Below are 18,991 nucleotides of genomic sequence, written 5' to 3' on the forward strand. Positions count from 1 at the left end.
ACGGGTGTGAGCCGAAAGCGCTGACGGCGGAAGCGGTCAGCGCACGACGGTGTCAGCCACCAGTTCCAGCCCGTCGGCGCGCGGCCCTACGTCCGTCAGCACGCCGCTCAGGTCGCCGGCCTGGGCGGCAGCATTGCCCGAGCGGCTGACGCGGATCTCCACGCGCACCTTGCCGGCTTGGGACAGCGTGGCATCCGGCGACATGGACGTGCTGTCGTCCAGCACGAACGCCCGTGGCAGGTCCGCAACCTGCATCTTCAGGATGGCGACCGGCATGCGGGATCCCTCCATGGGGCGCGCCAGGATGAAGACGGTGTCGTTCGGCGCGACCTGGCCGCGCAGCGTGTCGGCGATGCGGGCCTGACCGGCGATGCGGGCGGGCGCGGAGGGCGTGGCGGCCGGAGCGGCGGGCGTTGCGGAAGCAGCCGGCGTCGACCCTGCCACCGCAGGCGATGCGGACGAATTACCCGACGCAGCCGCCACTGAAGCTCCCCCAGCCCCACCCGTCGCCATGGCGCGCGCCTGCGCGATATTCGTCTGGATCTGCCGTGCCGCCTCCGACTCTGCCGGCAGCAGCCTTTGCAACCGTTCCCAGTGCGTCAGCGCCTCGGCGGCGTCGCCGCGGCGCAGCGCCATCATGCCGGCCAGCGCCAACGCCTTGGGCTGATCCGGCTCGGCCTGCAGCGCCTGCGCGACGGCTGCGATGGAATCCTCGTCGGGCTGGCCCTGCCGCGCCGACAGCAGCGCGTCGGCCAGATCGGCCAACACCACGGGCTGGCCGGGCACCAGCCGCAGCACCTCCCGATACGCGGCGATGGCGTCGTTGTAGCGGCCCAGCGTTTCGTAGGAACGACCCAGCATGTACCAGCCATCGGCATCATCGGGCGAGGCGCGCAGGCGCTGGGCCAACGCGTTGATCGCCAGCGCCATGTCGTTGTCCGCCTCCTGCGCATGGGGTTCAGGCGTTTGCGCCATGGCGATCGTGGCCGCCGCGCGCGGATTGCCCAACTGTCCGTACAACAGCACGGCGGCCACCGGGACGGCCACCGTCAGCACGCACGCCGCGGCAATGCCGGCGCGCTGTCCGCCCAGCCGTGCGCGGGGATCACGGCGCATCGCCAGGTCCTGCAGCAGATCGCGTTGCAGCTCTTCGTCGGCGCGGGCGTGCGCCTGCGGGCTGAGCGCGCCGTTAGCCAGATCGCGCCGCAGTTGCTCCCGCTGCGCCAGATAGAAGGCGCGCACGCTGGCGTCCGACGCGGTCTCCGCGGCCGGCGTGCGGCGCAGCAGCGGCGGCACGAGGCAAAGCAGGGTGGCCAGCAGCAGGGCCAGGACGATGAGCCAGAGCGTGGTCATGAGCCGGAATCCAGGAAGCGGGCGGCGCGGGCGCGTTCGTCCGCGGTCAGCGGTGCGCGCGTGCCGGCGCGCCGTTTCAGCGTGCGCACCAGCACCAGGAAGCCCACGGCCAGCAGCGCGAAGGGGCCCACCCACAGCAGCCAGGTAATCGACTTGAAGGGCGGGTCGTAGCGCACGAAGTCGCCGTAGCGGTCTTCAAAGAAGCGCATGATTTCCGTGTCGGTCTTGCCTTCGGCAAGTTGGCCGCGGATGAGCTTGCGCATGTCCAGGGCGAGGGGCGCGTTGGATTCGGCCAGGGTCTGGTTCTGGCAGACGAGGCAGCGCAGGCCGTGCGCGAGCTTGTCGGCGCGCTGTTCCTGTTCGGGTGACAGCACGGGTGAGGGAGCCGGCGCGGCGCGAAGGGGCGTCGGGGTCAGGAATGTGACCAGCAGGCCGGTCACCAGGACGGCCTGCATGGCGACCTGCATGGCGACCGTCAGCAGCTTGCGGGGCAGCCGATGCCACGGCGTCAACGGACGGCGTTGCACACGCCGGGCCCTCATTGCAGCGCCTCGATGACCGGCTGCAAGCGGGTACGCCATAGCTCCGGCGTGATCAGCCCCAAATGCTTGTACCGGATGCGGCCGTCGCCGTCGATCACGAACGTCTCGGGCACGCCATACACACCGTATTCGATGCCGACGCGCCCGTCGACGTCGCTGGCCGACGCCAGGTAGGGATTGCCGTTGCGCGCCAGCCACTGCCGCGCCTCGTCGGGTTTGTCCTTGTAGTTCAACCCATACAGCGCGATGCCATGGCGCTGCGCGGCCTCGCGCAATACGGGCAGCTCGTCTTTGCACGGCCCGCACCAAGACGCCCACACATTCAGCAGCCAGACCTTGCCCCGCTGCGATTCCACGTCCAGTGTCTTGCGGGGCTCCAGCAGATCCGGCAGACCGATGGCGGGCGCGGGCTTGTCGATCATGGCCGACGGCAGCGCGCGCGGATCGCGCGACAATCCCTTCGCCAGGAACACGGCCATGGCCAGGAATACGGCAAGCGGCAGCAGATAGCGCAGCATCAATAGCCCTCCCGCGCCGCGCCCGCCGTTTCCGGTAGGGCGCCGTGCGCGTCCTTGCGCGCCTGCGCCTCGCGCGCGCGGCGGTAACGTCCGTCGCCCGCGGCCAGCAGCCCGCCCAGCGCCATCAGGATGCAGCCGGTCCAGATCCACGTCATGAAGGGCTTGACCTGGATGCGCACGGTCCAGGCGTTATCGGCCACGGGTTCGCCCAACGCCACAAACAGGTCGCGGGTGAAGCCGCTGTCGATGTCAGCCTGGCTGAGCGCCATGTCCTGCACGGTGTAGTGGCGCTTTTCCGGATACAGCGTGACCACGGGTTTGCCATCGCGCACCACTTGGAAAACGGCGCGCTGCGCGGTGTAGTTGGGGCCGGTGGCCGGGCCGATGCCGGCAAACGTGAACTGGTAGCCGCCGGCTTCCTGCGTGGCGCCCACGTCGACACGAAGCTCGCGTTTGACCTCATAGCCGTTGGCCAGCGTGACGCCCGCGATGAAGATGCCGATACCCGCATGCGCCAGCAGCATGCCGTACCACGAGCGCGGCTGGCGGGTCAGCCGCCGCAGCAACTCGCCATCGCCGTCCGTCAGGCGTTGCCACGCGTGCGCGCCGGCGCTGGCGACCGACCAGGCGGCCAGCCACAGGCCCAGCACGATCATCGGGGAACCAAAGCGCGAAGCGCCGGGCATTGCCAGTGGCACGAGCACCGCCGTCAGCAGGCTGACCGCAAAGGCCACGCGCAGGCGCTTGCCCAGGTCGGGAAGCTCTGCCTGTTTCCAGCGGGCGACCGGCCCCACGCCCATCAGGAAAATCGCAGGCGTCATCAGCGGCACGAACACGGCTTCGAAGTAGGGCGGTCCGATGGAGATCTTGCCCCACTCAAGCACGTCCAACACGACCGGATACAACGTGCCCAGCAGCACGGAGCCCGCCGCGACCGTCAGCACGACGTTGTTGGACAGCAGCAGCGACTCCCGCGACAGCAGCGAAAACCCGCCGCCCAGCCCGACCGTGGGCGCGCGCCACGCGTACAAGGCGAGCGAACCGCCCACGATCACCGTCATGAAGGCAAGGATGTACAAGCCGCGGCCGGGATCCACGGCAAAGGCATGGACCGAGGTCAGCACGCCCGAGCGGACCAGGAACGTGCCCAGGATGCTGAGCGAAAACGTGCAGATGGCCAGCAGCACCGTCCAGCTGCGGAAGGCGCCGCGCCGCTCGGTGACGATCAGCGAATGAATCAGCGCGGTGCCTGCCAGCCACGGCATGAAGGAGGCGTTCTCGACCGGATCCCAGAACCACCAGCCGCCCCAGCCCAGCACGTAGTACGCCCATGCGCTGCCCAGCAGGATGCCGATGGTCAGGAACGTCCACGCGGCCAGCGTCCACGGCCGCACCCAGCGCGCCCACATCGCGTCCAGCTCGCCCGACAGCAGCGCCCCGATGGCAAAGGCGAACGCCACCGAAAAGCCGACGTAACCCATGTACAGCATGGGCGGATGCACGATCATGCCCGGGTCCTGCAACAGCGGGTTCAGGTCGCGGCCGGCCATCGCGGCCGGAATCAGGCGCTCAAAGGGATTGGACAGGAACAGCATGAACAGCAGCAGGCCGACGCTGATCCAGCCCATCACCGCCAGCACGCGGCCCACGAAAGCCAAAGGCAGCCGCTTGCTGCACAGCGCCACGGCCAGCGTCCACGCCGTCAGCAGCAGCTGCCACAGCAGCAGCGACCCTTCATGCCCGCCCCAGACCGCCGCGAAGCGGTAGCCGGCCGGCAGGTCGGCGTGGGAATTCGCGGCCACGTACAGGACCGAAAAGTCGTTGTGCACGAGGGCCCACGCCAGGCAGGCGAAGGCGAGCGTCGTCAGGCCGAACTGCCCGATGGCCGCAGGCCGCGCCACGCGCAGTCCCGCCTGCCAGCCGGTGGCTGCGCCGATGAGCGGCAGGATGCCCTGCGCCAGCGCCACCAGCAGCGCAAGGATCAGGGCGAAAAGGCCGATTTCCGGGATCATTTTGCCTCCGCCTGCAGGGTGGAGGCGGCTCGTTGCTCCGCCTTCTTGATCGCGTCGGCGGCTTCGGGCGGCATGTAGTTCTCGTCGTGCTTGGCCAGCACTTCGGTGGCGCGGAACACGCCGTCCGCGCCCATCTTGCCGGCCACCACCACGCCCTTGCCCTCGCGGAACAGGTCTGGCAGCAAGCCCTGATAGGTGACGGGCACGGCGTGGGCGGTGTCGGTCACGGCAAAGCGCAGCGTCAGGCCGTCGGCCTCCCGTTGCAGCGAGCCTTGTTCGACCAGGCCCCCGACGCGATAGCTGCCGCTGGCGGGCGCCTCGTGCGCGATGACCTGCGTCGGGCTGAAGAAGAACACCAGATTCGATTGCAGGGCGTTGAGCACCAGCGCGGTGGCCAGGCCCAGCAGGGCAAGGCCGCCCACGATGGCGAACGCGCGGCGTTTGCGCGGGCTCATCGGCGCGTCCTTCCTGCGTCACGGGCGGGGCTGCCAACCGCCTCCTGCCGCCGGCCGCTTCGACGCGCGCGCCGCCACAGCGCCAGCACTTCCCACGCCATCACCGCGAACGTGACGCCGTAGGCGCCCAGGATGTACGGCCCATGGCCTTGTAGCGAAAATAGGGTGTCCCAGCTCATGGCGCCTCCGTCCGGGCGCCGCTTGCCGATGCGCCCGGCTGTCCGGCGCCCATCTGTCCGGCGATCTTCTGAATGGCGCCCGGCTCGCGCGCTGCAATGATCCCGCGCACGCGCGCCAGCGCGACCGCTGCGCTGTACAGCCAGAACGCCGCCACCATCAGCAGCATTGCGGTCACCATGATGCGCGCCATGCTCGGGGCGGTTGTCAGGTTGATCGACGCGCCCTGATGCAGCGTGCTCCACCACTGCACCGAGAAGTAGATGATCGGCACGTTGACCACGCCCGCCAGCAGCAGGATCGCGCCGCCCCGGTCCGCGCGCTGCGTATCGTCGGTGGCGGCCTGCAGCGCCATGAAGCCCAGGTACAGGAACAGCAGGATCAGCTCGGACGTGAGCCGCGCGTCCCAGACCCACCACGTGCCCCACGTCGGCTTGCCCCACAGCGCGCCCGTCCACAGCGTCAGGAACGTGAAGATCGCGCCGGTGGGCGCCAGCGCGCGCATCATCATGAACGATAGGCGGGTGTTGAAGATGAGCCCCAGCGCGGCATAGCCCGCCATCACCAGGTACAGGAACATCGACATCCAGGCCGCGGCCACGTGGATGAACAGGATGCGATAGACCTCGCCCTGCTGGCTATCTACAGGCGCGACCACCAGCCCGGTATACAGCCCGGCCGCCGCCAGCAGCGCGGCGCCCACCGCAAAAAATGGAATCATGCGCCCGGCCAGCGGGTAGAACAGCGCCGGCGACGCGTAGCGCATCCAGCTGGATCGCGCGGGGGCGGCGCGAGGGGAGTCGAAGGTGGAGGGATTGTGCATGGATACCTCAGTCCAGCGCCACGCGCAGCGCCGCCGACGCGCTCCAGGGGCAAAGCAGGATCGCCAGGCACAGGCCGGCGCCCAGCAGCGAAAGCTGCGGCCCCGCGCCCAAGCCGGCATGCGTGGCCGACACGGCGCCCGCGCCGAAGATCAGCACCGGCACGTACAGCGGCAGCACCACCAGCGGCAGCAGCGCGCCGCCGCGCAGGCCCAGCGTCAGCGCCGCGCCCAGGCCACCCACCAGCGCCAGCGTCGGCGTGCCCAGCAGCAGGGACAGCACCAGGATGCCGATGGCGTGTGGCGACAGGCCAAACTGCAGCGCCAGCACCGGGCTGGCGAGAATCAGCGGCACGCAGGTGCTGAACCAGTGTGCGCCCAACTTCACGCCCACCAGCAGCGGCAGCGGATGCGGCGACACCAGCAGTTGCTCCAGCGCGCCGTTGTCGTAATCCTGCGCGAAGGGACGATGCAGACTCAGCAAAATGCCAAGCAGGGCGCAGACCCACAAGACCCCCGGCCCGATCGCCAGCAGCAGCACGGGATCGGGACCCACCGCCAGCGGAAACAGCGAACCCGTGACGATGAAGAACAGCGTCGCGCCCAGCGTGTCCGCCGGTCGACGCCAGGCCAGCCGGACTTCACGCAATGCCAACTGAGACAGCGTTGCCAGCATCCGCGTAGTCATCCATGTTCAGGGTTTGGGTGTGATGGGCAGGCGTGCCGGGGGCGCGGTGCGAGGCGACGACGGCGGCGCCGCCGGCGGCCAGGTGCGCGCCAAGCGCCTGCGCCAGTTGTTCCAGGCTGGCCGCGTCCAAGCCCGCGTCGGGCTCGTCCAGCAGCCACAGCGGCTTGGCGCCAAGCACCACGGCGGCCAGCGCCAGGCGGCGGCCCTGGCCCTGCGACAGGCGCGCGGCGGGCGTGTGCAGGCAGGCGCCCAGGCGCCAGTCGTCAAGGCAAGCGGCGATCGCGTCGTCGTGCCGCGGCGTTCCTGCCACGTGCAGGCTGCACCGCAGGTTTTCCAGCGCGGTCAGATCGCCCGACAGGCCGTTGCCGTGCCCCAGATACGCCGTGCGCGCAAAGTGCGCCGACGGATCACGGCGGATGTCGCCGTCCGGGTCGAAGATGCCGCCGTCCAAAGGACGCAGCAGGCCGGCCAGCATGCGCAAGAGGCTGGTCTTGCCGCTGCCGTTGGCGCCTTGCACGTTCAATAGCTGCCCGGCGTGCAGATCAAAATCCAGCGCGCCGGGGCCGCCGCGCCGGCTGACCAGTCCGCGCGCGCTCAGCACCGGCAGCGGCGCGTCAGCGGGCCGCATTGGCCACCTCGTTGGACGCCCTGGCCGGCGGCGTCGCTTCGGAGGTCTGGCCAGGCGGAATGTGCGGCAGCGTGTGGGCGATGCCCTTGTGGCAGTCGATGCAGGTCTTGGACCGGTCTGCGAGATAGGTCGAGTGCATGTTCTGCGCCCGCACGCTCTGGCGGGTGAAGTCCATGTACTCGTAGTTGTGGCAGTTGCGGCATTCCAGCGAGTCGTTCGCCTTGAAGCGCGCCCATTCGTGCTGCGCCAGTTCCAGCCGCTTGTCCACGAACTTCTCGCGCGTGTCGATGGTGCCGAAGATCTTGCCCCAGACTTCCTTGGACGCCTGCATCTTGCGGGCGATCTTGTCGGTCCAGTTGTGCGGAACGTGGCAGTCCGAGCACAGCGCCCGCACGCCGGACCGATTGGTGAAGTGGATCGTGCCCTTCAGCTCCGAGTACACGTTGTCGCGCATTTCATGGCAGCCGGTGCAGAACTTCTCGGTGTTCGTCAGTTCCATGGCGGTGTTGAACGCGCCCCAGAACAGGATGCCGCCGATGAACCCGCCCACCGTCAGAAAGCCCAGGCTGAAGTGCACGCTGGGCCGGCGGATGATGTTCCAGTAACGCTTGATGAGCTTGACCATGACGGGCTCCTGTCCCTTACTTCTTGTCGGGCGCCGGAGCAGAGAGGCGCTTGAGGATCACGTCGATGTCCTGGAAATTGTTCGGGACCAGCGGCTTGGCCTCCGTTTGCGGCACGTGGCATTGCAGACAGAAGTACCGGCGCGGGGACACTTCGGCCAGCACGTTGCTGTCGCGGTCCATGTAGTGCGTCACGCTCAGCGGCACCGCCTGCGTCTGCTCGGTGTTCACGCGGGCGTGACAGGCCAGGCAGCGGTTGAAGTTCTTGTCGATCTGGTAGCCGTCGATCTTGTGCGGAATGGTGGGCGGCTGCATCGAGTACGTGCGCATGCGCCGCACGTCGCGGTTCTCGACCGGGGGCATCAGCGGCGGCGTGGCCGACTCGGTCAGGGGCGTCGGGCCCCGCATGGGATCGATCATCGGATCGGTCGGCGCGGCCCAGGCGTTGGCGCCGATCAGAAAGACCAGGGCGATCGAAGTGGCGCGAATGTTCATGAGCGTCTCCGTCGGGCCGTCAAGCCTTGGTGATCTTGACCGCGCACTTCTTGAAGTCGGTCTGGAACGAGATCGGATCGGTGGCGTCGAGCGTGACCTTGTTGATCAGTTGGCCGGCATCGAACCAGGGCACGAACACCAGGCCGCGCGGCGGCTTGTTGCGTCCGCGCGTTTCCAGCCGGGTCTGCATCTTGCCGCGCCGCGACGCAATCTCCACCAGTACGCCGCGCCGCAGGCCCATGGCCTGCGCGTCGTCCGGGTGCATGAAGCACACCGCATCGGGAAAGGCGCGGTACAGCTCGGGCACGCGCCGCGTCATCGACCCCGAATGCCAATGCTCCAGCACGCGGCCGGTCGACAGCCAGAAGGGGTATTCTTCGTCCGGCACCTCGGGGGGAGGCTCATAGGGCAGGGCATAGATATTGGCCTTGCCGTCGGGGTTGCCATAGAAGTTGAAGCCGGAGCCCACCTTCACGTACGGATCCGCCTTCTCGCGATAGCGCCAGCGCGTCTCGACCCCGTCCACCACGGGCCAGCGCAGGCCGCGCACCTGGTGATAGGTGTCAAACGGCGCCAGGTCGTGGCCATGGCCGCGGCCGAATTCCGCATATTCCTCGAACAGGCCCTTCTGCACGTAGAAGCCGAACGCCTTGGCCTCATCGTTGGCGTATTCCGGATCCAGTTCCGTATTCGGAAACTTGTTGACCTTGCCGTTTTCGTACAACACCTGAAAGAGCGTCTTGCCCCGCAGCTCGGGCTTCTTGGCCAGCAGGTCCGCCGGCCAGACTTCGTCCGTGGTGAAGCGCTTGGAAAACTCCATCAACTGCCACAGATCCGACCGCGCGCCGCTGGGCGCGTTGACCAACTGGTGCCAGAACTGCGTGCGGCGCTCGGCGTTGCCGTAGGCGCCTTCCTTTTCCACCCACATGGCGGTGGGCAGCACCAGGTCGGCCGAGATCGTGGTCACCGTCGGGTAGGCATCAGACACCACGATGAAGTTCGCCGGATTGCGGTAGCCGGGATAGCCCTCGTTCAACATGTTGGCCGCGGCCTGCATGTTGTTGTTGACCATCACCCAGTAAGCGTTGATGGTGCCGTCCTTCAGCATGCGATTCTGCAAGACCGCGTGCGCGCCAACCTTTTCAGGGATGGTGCCGTCGGGCAGCCCCCAGACCTCTTCGGCGCGCGCCCGGTGCTTCGGGTTGGTCACGACCAGGTCCGCGGGCAGGCGATGCGAGAACGTGCCTACTTCGCGCGCGGTGCCGCAGGCGGACGGCTGGCCCGTCAACGAGAACGGGCTGTTGCCCGGCGTGGAAATCTTGCCCGTCAGCAGATGGATGTTGTAGACCAGATTGTTCGCCCACACGCCGCGCGTGTGCTGGTTGAACCCCATGGTCCAGAACGACATGACACGGATCTTCGGATCGGCGTACAGCTCGGCCAGCGCTTCCAGATTCCGCTTGGGCACGCCGGTCAGCTTGGCGGTGTAGTCCAGGTCGTACTTGGAGACGAACTTCGCGTATTCGTCGTAAGTGATCGGGCGCGAGCCGCCGGCGTTGTTGGCGTTCTTGGCGGCCTTTTGCAGCGGGTGCTCGGGACGCAGGCCGTAGCCGATGTCGGTGTTGCCTTCCAGGAACCGGGTGTGTTCGTCGATGAATTCCCGGTTGACGCGCTTGGTCTTGATGATGTGGTTGGCGATGTAGTTCAGGATCGCCAGGTCGGTCTGCGGCGTGAACGTTAAAGAGATGTCGGCCAGTTCATACGACCGGTTCTCAAACGTGGACAGCACCACCACCTTGGTATTGGGCTTGCTCAACCGCCTGTCGGTCACCCGCGTCCACAGGATGGGGTGCATTTCCGCCATGTTCGCGCCCCACAGCACGAAGGCGTCGGCGTTTTCGATGTCGTCATAGCAGCCCATGGGCTCGTCGGCGCCAAAGGTGCGGATGAAGCCCACCGCCGCCGACGCCATGCAGTGGCGCGCGTTCGGATCGAGGTTGTTGGTGCGAAACCCCGCCTTCATCAGCTTGAGCGCCGCGTAGCCTTCCCAGATCGTCCACTGGCCCGAGCCGAACATGCCGACGGCTTCCGGGCCCTTGTCCTTGAGCACGCGCTTGAACTGTTCGGCCATGACGTCGAACGCCTGGTCCCACGACACCGGCGCCAGCTCGCCATCCTTGGCGTACTTGCCGTCCTTCATCCGCAGCAGTGGCGTCGTCAGCCGATCGTTGCCGTACATGATCTTGGACAGGAAATAGCCCTTCACGCAGTTCAGGCCGCGGTTGACCTCGGCGTTGAAGTCGCCGTGCGTCGCCACGACCTGGTTGTCCTTCACCGCGACGTTCACGCCGCAGCCGGTCCCGCAGAACCTACAGGGCGCCTTGGACCACTTCAGCTTGGCGGCTTCCGATTCCGTCACGATGTTCTGCGTGTAGCCCACGATGGGGATGCCGGCTACCGTGGCGGCAGCGGCGGCGGCAGATTGCTTGATGAACTCTCTACGAGCCATGGACATCGTCAATCTCCTCATTCATCGCGGCAAGCGTGTCGGAATGCTGATAGACCAGCGCCGACGCCAGCACGCCGTCCAGCCGCTGGATCTGCGCTATCTGCGCAAGCATGTCTTCGGTAGAGGGGGCTTCCAGGGTGACGACCAGCTTGCCGGTCTCGGAAGCGCCGTGGATTTCCGCGCCGCCGATCGCGAGGATCGCGCCGCGCACGTCCGCCAGCCGGCGTGGGGCGGCATGCACCACCATGCTGGCGATGTGCAGCTCGGGCGCCGCGCTACAGGGCGCAGAGGCGGGCTGATTGGGGGGAATGGGGGGGCGGAGGCTTTGCATCAGCTTCCCGGGGGGCCTGCGAACATCTGGTAGATCCAGACCGCAAAACCGTACCCGGCCACGATGATCACTGCCAACACCGGGGCCATGACTGCCGTCAGGAATAGGAAACTTCGCAGTTCCTGGGCTTTTGTGTAGCCATCGGATTCGTCTTGCACACACCACCTCGCAGCAGAAACTTGTGGGGGTATTGCGTTAAACGTACAGATGCGAAAGTTTGTAGCAGATGCGCTTGCGCGGCGTCAATGTTGCAACACAGCGAAATAATGTCGGAGAGATTACAGAGCGGGGGAAAGGGGGCGCGTGCGATCACCGGCAGGGGGCGATCGAAAGCGGGGTATCCGGCGGCCCCAGTCGACTGTGCGGATAAGCTGACAACGGTTAAATCCGCAGCCAGCTGACCGGCAGCCGGAATAACCGGTTGCGGATTAGCCGGCTGCGATTTGCTTGCACCGCGTCAATCGTTAGCGCATCAACCGATCGCGCCGTAGATACGCCGCGCGTCCGCCGCCGTCGCCAGCGGCCGGCCCAGCGCCCGCGCGCCTTGCGCGGCCTGTGCGACCAGCGCCGCGTTGTCCGGCGCCACCGACCCGTCGCGCAGCTTCAGATTGTTTTCAAACCCGACTCGCATATGGCCGCCAAAGGCCGCCGCGGTCGTAACGCAGGCGTTTTCCTCGGGGCCGAAGGCGCAGATCGCCCAGGGCAACGAATGGTCGTAAGCGGCCAGGAACGGCAGCAGGTCGTAAGCCGACGACGTCTGTCCCGCGCTGTAGCGGCCCAGCACGAACAGCACCGACCATGCGCCCGGCGGCACCAGTCCGCGCGCGCGCAGCGACAGCCAGCGGCGCACGTCGGCGTCGTCGTACAGGATGATCTGCGTCATGACGCGTCGGTCGGCCAGCCACGCCAGGAAGGCGGCCAGCTCCGATTCCGGAATGCCGGGCACGGCGATTTCGCGCAGGCCGATGGAGACGGCTTCGGGCTGCAATTCGCGCACCATCGCAATCTGCTCGGCGGCCTGATAGACGCCCGCCGCCTCGCTCGTCACCTGCACCAGCAGTTCGTCGCCGACGGCGCACTGCACCGCCGCGAGCGCGTCGCGATAGGCCTGCGCATCCAGCAGATGGCTGCCGTCGGGCTTTCGGACGTGCATGTGCATCATCGCGGCGCCGGCGTCCAGGCATGCGCGGGCCTCGGCGGCCAGCGCGTCTGCGGTCAGCGGCACGGCGGGGTGGTCGGCAGCCTTCTTGTACGCGCCGTTGGGCGCGACGGTGATGATGACGGGCGAGTCGGCTAACGCGGCGCGGGGGAGGGCCGGAGCCGTGGCTGACGCAGAGGTGGCCATGGAAGCGGGTGCGCAAGCAGGCACGGAGTGGGTTGCAGGCGAATTCAAGGCTTGATCTCCGGCAGTTCGGGAGCGATCAGGTCCAGGCCGGCGCGCAGCAGCCGGTCGTAACGGGCGCGCTCTGCGGCAATAGTCTCGGGCGTCCAGGCATAAAAACCTTCGCCTGCCTTCATGCCATGCCGGCCGTCCGCGGCGCGTTCGGTCAGACAGCGCGCCGGATGGTCGGCGTTGCAGAACGTGGGATACATGGTTGCGCCGGCCGCCGCGTGCACGTCGATGCCCGCGTGATCGCGCTGCATCACGGGACCCGCCGCCAGGAACCGGAACCCAAATCCAAACCGCACGGCGGCGTCCACGTCCTCGGGCGACGCGATGCCGCGGTCGATAAGGTCGAAGGCTTCTCGCGACAGCGCGTGCTGCAGGCGGTTCGCCAGAAAACCCGGCAGATCCTGCTTCACCTTGACCGGAACGCTGCCGCAGCGCCGCATGAAGTCGATCAGCGAATCCGCGCAGGCCTCGTCGCTGGCTTCGCCCAGCACCACTTCCACGAGCGGCACCAGGTGCGCCGGCATAAAGAAGTGCAGGCCCAGCATGCGGCCGCGCGTGTCCAGCCCCTGGCTGATCGCGCTGATCGGGAAGCTGGAACTGTTGCTGGCCAGGATGGCATCGGGCCGCGTGCGCCGCGCCAGGTCCGCAAAGAGCGCCTGCTTGATGTCCAGGCGCTCGGGAATGCACTCGATCACCAGATCCACCGTGGACCAGTCCACCTCGTCCAGCGACGGCGCGGTGGCCAGCAGCGCGGCGTTTGACTCGCGCCCGATGGTCTTCAGGTTTTCCGCCACGCGCGTCGGCAGACCGGCCGCGCGCTCGGCATTCGATTCGATCACCGTCGTGCGGCACGCCGCGCGCGTCAACACGACGGCGACATCCGCACCCATCGTGCCGCCGCCCACCACCACCGCATGCGCCGCGCCCGGATTGGGCAGCGCGTTCGTGTCTTTCTGCATGCTGTTCTCCTGATTCTGAAATCACGCTTTGGCGCGAGTGTAGAGAAGGGCGGTTGATTGATGAATCAGAATTTTTTAATAGAATGATCGGTCAATCAGATCAATAGGCCGGGGACAAAACATGCAGATCAACCTGTCGATGCGGGACATCGACACCACGCTGGTGCTGGGCCGAACGCTCAACTTCCGCCAGGCCGCGGGGCAGCTGCATCTGTCGCAATCCGCGCTGTCCACCCAGATCCAGCGCATCGAGGACGCGCTCGGCGTGCGCCTGTTCGACCGCACCACGCGCACGGTACGCCTGACGGCGGCGGGCGAGGTCTTCCTGCAACAGGCCGCGACCCTGCAGGCGGCATTCCGCGATGCCATCGCCGCGGTCGGCAGCATCTCCAGCGCGGAACAGGGGCAGGTGTCAGTGGCGGCGTTGCCATCGCTGGCAGCCCGGCTGCTGCCGCGCGTGCTGATGACGTACCGCCAGGCGCACCCAAATGTGGCGCTCAAGGTCCGCGACACGCTCTCCGGTCCGGCCTTCGACTTGGTGCGCGCGGGCGAGGTGGACTTTGCGCTGACCGCCGCCGACCCGCAGCACGCCGACCTGCACTACGTGCCGCTGATGTCCGACAGCTTCATCTTGCTGATTCCGGAGGCACATCCGCTGGCGCGGGCCAAAGGGCCGCTGCGCTGGGTCGATACGGCTGGGGCGGAACATGTGTCCATGGTGCATCCAAGCAGCGTGCGCCAATACACGGAATGGGCCTTTCTGCAGAACCGCATCCGCTTCGCACCCGCATTCGAGGCCGAGCACCTGACCACCATCGTGGCGATGGTCGAATGCGGGTTTGGCGTAGCAGCGCTACCGGAAATCGCCGCCGGCGCGGTGGCGCAGACCGGCATCGTGCAGCGGCGGCTGACGGTGCCGGTGGCCGAGCGCTCGATTGGGTTGGTGACGGCCCGCAACCGGAGTTTGTCGCCCGCTGCGGTGGCGCTGGTGCAGACGTTGAGGGAGTATGTGGCGGCGCAGGCGCGGTAATGGTGGGAAAGGTCTAGCAAATACTGCGCGCGAACTCTGCCCGACTTGCGATGGTTCGCCGGTAGACACGAAGACTAGGTTCGCCGGCAGAAACTAAGACTCTTCTGATATCCAAAGATAGGCCGGTGTGACGTAATGGCGGCGCATTCCATGCGCGTCCATTGCGATCCTCTATTCGCGGCGGGCGATTTCTTCATGGGCGGACCTGACGCGTATCGGCGGAGAAATGGGTCCGTCGTTGCGGGGAGCACGTCATTCCTATTCAATCCGATCTGCGCTTCACATTCGCCATCGGCGCCTGGAAGCGGATGTTTGCTTCATCACCCCGGGCAGGGGCCTATTCATGAGCCTAAGCACAACCTTAGGCCGAACGATCAGCCATGCCGCGCCCAATCCGACCGGCGCCTGCAAGGCCTGCGAGCGTACTGGTCTACCCATTCTTCCTTTGCGCGCGGCGTACGCGCCGTCGCCCGGGCAAACATACCGTCGGCAACCTGCCGCCCGCAACGAACCCGCAACGGTTCAGATGCGGCTGGACCAGCCTCGCATCTTGCGGCAAGGATACCTTTATGTACTGCTCGACGAGATGGAGTGGCAGGCCTATGAGGTGACGCCTGAAGGCGCGCTGCGCCAGTTTCGTCCCTATCAGGTCCCACGAGACGAGCCCAGCCCTCTGAGCAAGGACTGCGTCAACAAGGATCACGACGTCCCCGCATCGTTCATCAATATCGACGCCGGAAAATTCTCGACCGCGTGGATAGCCATCGCCAATGATCCCTGGCCAGAGAGCGTGCTGAACCAATACTTGTGTGGCAAAGCGGCCGACGGAACGGATCCGAGGGAGCGTCTGTACAAGCTCGATTTGAAACGCGCGCGCGACGACCCAGCCAAGGTCGGTATTGCAATGACCGAAGACAACCTTGGGTTGGGCTCTGTACTTGAGTACGCAGAGGGCAACCCCGGCGATTTCGATAGCGTTCACGGGTTCTACTCGCGTAATCATCGGCTTGGGGCAATGGAAGGCCACATCCGCACTATCGTCCAGCGGGAAAAACTTCCGAACGGCGTACTGGCGTTGGTTCTGCCCGATCCCATCGGGGTGGTGCAGGAATGCAATGCGCAGCGCGTTCATTTGTTCAGAGAAATGCAGGAGTGGCGCGCCGAGCCGCAGCGACGATTTGAGTTCTTTACTTCCCAGGCGCTGCTCGGCATCAAGGAGCTGCAGGCCGCCTGGGCCAAGGCGGAAGCAGAAGAAGAGGTGAAGGCAGCGGAAGAGAATCGTCGTAGGCACAACAACAGCATCGCGGGACTAAAGGTGGGCTATCCGCAGGTGCATATCCCAGGAGAAGCTGAGCGCATAGCAAAGAACAAACAGGCCGAGGCAAAGGAACGCCTAGAGGAGCGCTACGACGAGCGGGCTCGAGCCACCTTCGAGGAAGCCTATCTGGCCGCGCAGGACAATTGGCAAAAAGCTGTTGACCGAGTTGGCGAGTTGTACGTCAGAGAATACCTATCTAGACCTTTCCAGCTTGCCGTCCAGTATGACTACAGCGCCACGTCCTGGCGTTCGACGGAGGGCTTTATCCGGATGCTCGCGCTTTGCCTTGCCGGTGGCCCCACCGAAGTCATAAAGGAAGGCGATAAAAAATTAGGCGCGACGCAACGGCTGTGGAAAGCACAGTTGGAGGATCGTGAGAGCCACCTGTATCAGGCTCTGGTGGCGAAGGACATGGCTTTGCTGAACCAGCTGCAAACCGCGCTGACGGGCAATGACGTTGGCAAGGCGTACGACACCATCAAGACCGTCATCGGAACAGCGGAAGGCAAGACTCTGATGGTCGCGCCCGTGCAAGAGGCCATCGGACAGTTGCTCGCGGCCATGGGCAGCGCCAGTAACGCGTTGGGACAGCAACTGGCCTCCCAAACGCACGCGCTGGTCGGACGTCTGCACAGCGCGGCCTTCCTGCGATATTCAGGGCAGCACGTGACCCAGATCATCGTGTCTCTGAAGCTCGGCGAGTATCTTTCGCTACTCCACCAGACGCTGCAGGAAGGCATTGATAAGTTCGTCGCGCATATTGACGAAAATTTCCGCAAGCCGGCAACAAAAAAGATTCGCGCAATGGTGGTGAGCGGCTTCATTGCCATTGCGGTTCCCGGCAACCACGGCAAGGTCGTTGATTTGATGATTTGGTCGCTGGAGAGTGCCGATGAGCTAAAGGAACGTCTCCGGGATCTGCGACGCACCGCCACTGAAGGCGTCGCCGACGCCATTCGCGCCGTGAGCGTTGGCGCTGCCACGCTCCAAACCGGCGCTGTTCAAATGGTGGGAACGCTTGCGATTGGCGCTGAGCAAGCGAGAGATCTCGCAAGGGAAGCGATGCGGAAGATGCGCACTACGGTCGTTTCAGCAGCGCCCACAGGAGCGAATCTGCTGCTTGGACTCGGCAGCCTGTGGTTTCAGCAAGACAGCCTGCGAAAGAACTACGCAACGTTGCTCAACGCACCTGAAAGTGTCAGAGCCGAAGCATTGGCGGCCGTGTGGTCATCTTCGATCGGTGTGATGGGTGCGGGCGTGGAGGTTGTTGGGGTCGGGATTCAAGTGCTACGGCCGGATATGACCATCACCGTGCAAGCGAGAGGAGGGGCGAAGACCGTCATGCTTGGGCTTCGCATTGCGCAATACGGCGGCGCTGTTACAGCGGTTTCTGGGCTAATGGACGGAGTCCAACATATGTTCGCCGCCATTCGTGCAGGAGCTGTCGGAGATTCGAAGGCTCAAATTTATAGCGGTTTGGCAACTATGGCCGCGCTTGGCTCGGCAATCGCAGGAATTGTCGGAGCCCTCGCCCCCCAAGCAACCTTATTAGGACCTATTGGTATCGCTATTGCGTTAGGGGTGCTTGCGTACATTTTGGCAATGCAGGCGAGAAAGGCACGATCCTCGTCACTCGAACTATGGGCTCGGTACAGCCGATGGGGTTCGCCAAGCGAAAATAGGCGGTGGACCTCAGAATCAGATTTCGATACCGCCGTGGGCAGTCTTAATGCTGCAGTGCTTGGAATGACAGCAGAGATGGCGATCGAAATGAAGCTATATAAGAAAGGGGATATCCCATTTCCGATTGATGGCCAAACGGACTGGAAGAGAGGCCGAATATGGATCGGGGAATATATTGTGTTTCAGATATCCCTGCCAGGTTATGAAGAAAGCTCAGCCCGATACCAATGGGAATTGACAGTCTATCGCCCTGGCGATTATCAGGGCCAAATTATTGCTTCCGGCGAGAGCGGGAAGCCAACAACCGATCTGCCCCCACCGACGTCCAGACTAAATTCCGACTATTTTGAGAACACTACGGCCCCAATTATTACTACAGACGAAGCAACTCAAACTTTAACAATTTCGGGCGCCATTGCATTGCATGCGATCAACGGCGTTCACGCAGTAAAGTTGGAAGCCAAATTCTGGCCTGATAGAAATGACATTTCGGGATTCGCCCACCTACTTTGTCAAGAAGATAAAACAGATAGCCGACCAGGAAAAAAACAGCCATGACCGGCCCCAAACTTGTCCCCCCATGCAACGGTTGGATAGCAGATTTACCGGGACCGTTTTGCACACCGACTGCACCCTTGGCACTTGAGGGGAACGCTCCAAACCACCTGGATGACATATATTTGGAGGTATCGAGAGGTTCAGCACGCGCGCGAGGCATTTATTTTTGGATGGGCATCATTATGGCGACAGCCGGGATATCCATATTGATTGTTCCTCCTCATTTCTACCTTTTTTCGGATCCTTTTATTGTTTTCTCGGGTCTTTTATGCTTAGCAGCTTGCATCTGGTTAGCCGCTTTCTGTATCCGCATGGACATCTCGGTTCCTCGAGACTTACCTTTAAGGCTTAATCGTGTCCGCCAGCGGCTTTACGCCTATAACTTTAACGACCGGTGGTGGAATCCTTTCGGACCCTGGCGCGTCGCTCCTGTGGCATACGACTGGTCTCAAGTGCGCGCTGAACGGTGGCACAAACGCGCAGTCACTGCCCAAGGCGGGCTCATCTTGAATTGGGGTGTGGTTCTTTCCATCGTTGAGCCAGGGACCAATAAGGTCATTGACCGCTTCCCCCTGAGCGCCATGGGTGCGGACGAGTTTGCCTGGGCATATATCTGCACATATATGCAGCAGGGTCCTTCGGCGCTACCACCTCCAGATCCGCCCCACGACCATAATGACGTGCCTCGGTACAACTTTGGCCTGCGCTTCGCGCCCAAAGTGAAGTGGCCTGCTGACATGGATCTCGAGTCTAGAACAGCACCGTGACGCGCGAGCACGCAAGCGAACGATTGGCTTACTGGGAGTACATCCCATTTGGGGATGCCTGCGTCGGCTGACCAGCTGATGCCGCCCGCCGTTTTCCCGCAAGCAACAAAAAAAGCCGGCCCCTCCAAAGGG

19 protein-coding genes are annotated in these 18,991 nt (G+C 64.9%); 3 read left to right on the top strand and 16 right to left on the bottom strand.

Features of this window, described 5'->3' with window-relative positions:
* Positions 1–36 precede the first annotated feature (36 nt).
* From ccmI to AB3147_RS10410, 16 genes are all read right to left on the bottom strand, one after another.
* Positions 37–1,353: a c-type cytochrome biogenesis protein CcmI gene (gene ccmI / locus AB3147_RS10335; RefSeq protein WP_367351873.1), complete on the bottom strand. Its 1,317-nt coding sequence runs from the start codon at positions 1,351–1,353 to the stop codon at positions 37–39.
* Entirely contained in the window at positions 1,350–1,808 is a 459-nt protein-coding gene (locus AB3147_RS10340) for a cytochrome c-type biogenesis protein CcmH (RefSeq protein ID WP_438861019.1), read from the bottom strand. The genes ccmI and AB3147_RS10340 overlap by 4 nt, the downstream gene beginning before the upstream one ends.
* An 83-nt stretch (positions 1,809–1,891) precedes the next feature.
* Positions 1,892–2,413 carry a DsbE family thiol:disulfide interchange protein gene (locus AB3147_RS10345; protein WP_367351875.1) on the bottom strand — a complete coding sequence of 174 codons (522 nt, stop codon included), beginning with the start codon at positions 2,411–2,413 and terminating at the stop codon, positions 1,892–1,894.
* Positions 2,413–4,425: a heme lyase CcmF/NrfE family subunit gene (locus AB3147_RS10350; protein ID WP_367351876.1), complete on the bottom strand. Its 2,013-nt coding sequence runs from the start codon at positions 4,423–4,425 to the stop codon at positions 2,413–2,415. Before AB3147_RS10350 ends, AB3147_RS10345 begins: the two co-directional genes overlap by 1 nt.
* Positions 4,422–4,880: a cytochrome c maturation protein CcmE gene (gene ccmE / locus AB3147_RS10355; RefSeq protein ID WP_218343432.1), complete on the bottom strand. Its 459-nt coding sequence runs from the start codon at positions 4,878–4,880 to the stop codon at positions 4,422–4,424. Before ccmE ends, AB3147_RS10350 begins: the two co-directional genes overlap by 4 nt.
* Positions 4,877–5,059, bottom strand: coding sequence for a heme exporter protein CcmD (gene ccmD / locus AB3147_RS10360; protein WP_367351877.1), 183 nt, complete (start codon positions 5,057–5,059; stop codon positions 4,877–4,879). The genes ccmE and ccmD overlap by 4 nt, the downstream gene beginning before the upstream one ends.
* A complete protein-coding gene (gene ccmC, locus AB3147_RS10365; protein WP_367351878.1) occupies positions 5,056–5,880 on the bottom strand; it encodes a heme ABC transporter permease CcmC in 825 nt (274 codons plus the stop codon). The genes ccmD and ccmC overlap by 4 nt, the downstream gene beginning before the upstream one ends.
* A gap of 7 nt (positions 5,881–5,887) precedes the next feature.
* Entirely contained in the window at positions 5,888–6,553 is a 666-nt protein-coding gene (ccmB, locus tag AB3147_RS10370) for a heme exporter protein CcmB (protein ID WP_105238346.1), read from the bottom strand.
* Entirely contained in the window at positions 6,519–7,193 is a 675-nt protein-coding gene (gene ccmA, locus AB3147_RS10375; RefSeq protein ID WP_367351879.1) for a heme ABC exporter ATP-binding protein CcmA, read from the bottom strand. The genes ccmB and ccmA overlap by 35 nt, the downstream gene beginning before the upstream one ends.
* Entirely contained in the window at positions 7,180–7,818 is a 639-nt protein-coding gene (locus tag AB3147_RS10380; RefSeq protein WP_056569895.1) for a cytochrome c3 family protein, read from the bottom strand. Before AB3147_RS10380 ends, ccmA begins: the two co-directional genes overlap by 14 nt.
* A 16-nt stretch (positions 7,819–7,834) precedes the next feature.
* Positions 7,835–8,311 (bottom strand): nitrate reductase cytochrome c-type subunit, encoded by a 477-nt coding sequence (locus AB3147_RS10385; RefSeq protein WP_056569896.1) that lies wholly within the window; start codon positions 8,309–8,311, stop codon positions 7,835–7,837.
* A gap of 19 nt (positions 8,312–8,330) precedes the next feature.
* Complete coding sequence (napA, locus tag AB3147_RS10390) at positions 8,331–10,826, bottom strand: periplasmic nitrate reductase subunit alpha (RefSeq protein WP_175138464.1); 2,496 nt, start codon at positions 10,824–10,826, stop codon at positions 8,331–8,333.
* Positions 10,810–11,151 (bottom strand): chaperone NapD, encoded by a 342-nt coding sequence (locus AB3147_RS10395; protein WP_175138463.1) that lies wholly within the window; start codon positions 11,149–11,151, stop codon positions 10,810–10,812. The genes napA and AB3147_RS10395 overlap by 17 nt, the downstream gene beginning before the upstream one ends.
* Positions 11,151–11,309 (bottom strand): periplasmic nitrate reductase, NapE protein, encoded by a 159-nt coding sequence (gene napE, locus AB3147_RS10400; protein WP_056569899.1) that lies wholly within the window; start codon positions 11,307–11,309, stop codon positions 11,151–11,153. Before napE ends, AB3147_RS10395 begins: the two co-directional genes overlap by 1 nt.
* Before the next feature lie 314 nt (positions 11,310–11,623).
* Positions 11,624–12,496, bottom strand: coding sequence for a BKACE family enzyme (locus AB3147_RS10405; protein WP_367351880.1), 873 nt, complete (start codon positions 12,494–12,496; stop codon positions 11,624–11,626).
* A 44-nt stretch (positions 12,497–12,540) separates the two neighbouring features.
* Positions 12,541–13,503 (bottom strand): 3-hydroxyacyl-CoA dehydrogenase family protein, encoded by a 963-nt coding sequence (locus AB3147_RS10410; RefSeq protein WP_367351881.1) that lies wholly within the window; start codon positions 13,501–13,503, stop codon positions 12,541–12,543.
* A 121-nt stretch (positions 13,504–13,624) separates the two neighbouring features.
* On the opposite strand from AB3147_RS10410, the gene AB3147_RS10415 reads away from it, so the two are divergent.
* The 3 genes from AB3147_RS10415 to AB3147_RS10425 all read left to right on the top strand — a co-directional run bounded on the left by AB3147_RS10415 (position 13,625) and on the right by AB3147_RS10425 (position 18,859).
* Positions 13,625–14,533 carry a LysR family transcriptional regulator gene (locus tag AB3147_RS10415; protein ID WP_367351882.1) on the top strand — a complete coding sequence of 303 codons (909 nt, stop codon included), beginning with the start codon at positions 13,625–13,627 and terminating at the stop codon, positions 14,531–14,533.
* A gap of 343 nt (positions 14,534–14,876) precedes the next feature.
* Positions 14,877–18,092: a T6SS effector BTH_I2691 family protein gene (locus AB3147_RS10420; RefSeq protein WP_367351883.1), complete on the top strand. Its 3,216-nt coding sequence runs from the start codon at positions 14,877–14,879 to the stop codon at positions 18,090–18,092.
* Between the two features lie 170 nt (positions 18,093–18,262).
* Entirely contained in the window at positions 18,263–18,859 is a 597-nt protein-coding gene (locus AB3147_RS10425; protein WP_255595409.1) for a DUF6708 domain-containing protein, read from the top strand.
* Positions 18,860–18,991: the final 132 nt, after the last annotated feature.

Source organism: Achromobacter animicus (assembly GCF_040775605.1).
GTDB classification, from domain to species: domain Bacteria; phylum Pseudomonadota; class Gammaproteobacteria; order Burkholderiales; family Burkholderiaceae_B; genus Achromobacter; species Achromobacter animicus.

Bases quoted from the DNA above. Each gene is read 5' to 3' on its own strand.
- ccmE (WP_218343432.1), bottom strand. From the start codon at position 4,880: ATGAGCCCGCGCAAACGCCGCGCGTTCGCCATCGTGGGCGGCCTTGCC.
- AB3147_RS10425 (WP_255595409.1), top strand. From the start codon at position 18,263: ATGGGCATCATTATGGCGACAGCCGGGATATCCATATTGATTGTTCCT.
- AB3147_RS10385 (WP_056569896.1), bottom strand. From the start codon at position 8,311: ATGAACATTCGCGCCACTTCGATCGCCCTGGTCTTTCTGATCGGCGCC.
- AB3147_RS10410 (WP_367351881.1), bottom strand. From the start codon at position 13,503: ATGCAGAAAGACACGAACGCGCTGCCCAATCCGGGCGCGGCGCATGCG.
- ccmA (WP_367351879.1), bottom strand. From the start codon at position 7,193: ATGCGGCCCGCTGACGCGCCGCTGCCGGTGCTGAGCGCGCGCGGACTG.
- ccmI (WP_367351873.1), bottom strand. From the start codon at position 1,353: ATGACCACGCTCTGGCTCATCGTCCTGGCCCTGCTGCTGGCCACCCTG.
- AB3147_RS10420 (WP_367351883.1), top strand. From the start codon at position 14,877: ATGAGCCTAAGCACAACCTTAGGCCGAACGATCAGCCATGCCGCGCCC.
- AB3147_RS10415 (WP_367351882.1), top strand. From the start codon at position 13,625: ATGCAGATCAACCTGTCGATGCGGGACATCGACACCACGCTGGTGCTG.
- AB3147_RS10340 (WP_438861019.1), bottom strand. From the start codon at position 1,808: ATGCAGGCCGTCCTGGTGACCGGCCTGCTGGTCACATTCCTGACCCCG.
- AB3147_RS10405 (WP_367351880.1), bottom strand. From the start codon at position 12,496: ATGGCCACCTCTGCGTCAGCCACGGCTCCGGCCCTCCCCCGCGCCGCG.
- napA (WP_175138464.1), bottom strand. From the start codon at position 10,826: ATGTCCATGGCTCGTAGAGAGTTCATCAAGCAATCTGCCGCCGCCGCT.
- ccmC (WP_367351878.1), bottom strand. From the start codon at position 5,880: ATGCACAATCCCTCCACCTTCGACTCCCCTCGCGCCGCCCCCGCGCGA.
- AB3147_RS10350 (WP_367351876.1), bottom strand. From the start codon at position 4,425: ATGATCCCGGAAATCGGCCTTTTCGCCCTGATCCTTGCGCTGCTGGTG.
- AB3147_RS10345 (WP_367351875.1), bottom strand. From the start codon at position 2,413: ATGCTGCGCTATCTGCTGCCGCTTGCCGTATTCCTGGCCATGGCCGTG.
- AB3147_RS10380 (WP_056569895.1), bottom strand. From the start codon at position 7,818: ATGGTCAAGCTCATCAAGCGTTACTGGAACATCATCCGCCGGCCCAGC.
- ccmD (WP_367351877.1), bottom strand. From the start codon at position 5,059: ATGAGCTGGGACACCCTATTTTCGCTACAAGGCCATGGGCCGTACATC.
- ccmB (WP_105238346.1), bottom strand. From the start codon at position 6,553: ATGCTGGCAACGCTGTCTCAGTTGGCATTGCGTGAAGTCCGGCTGGCC.
- AB3147_RS10395 (WP_175138463.1), bottom strand. From the start codon at position 11,151: ATGCAAAGCCTCCGCCCCCCCATTCCCCCCAATCAGCCCGCCTCTGCG.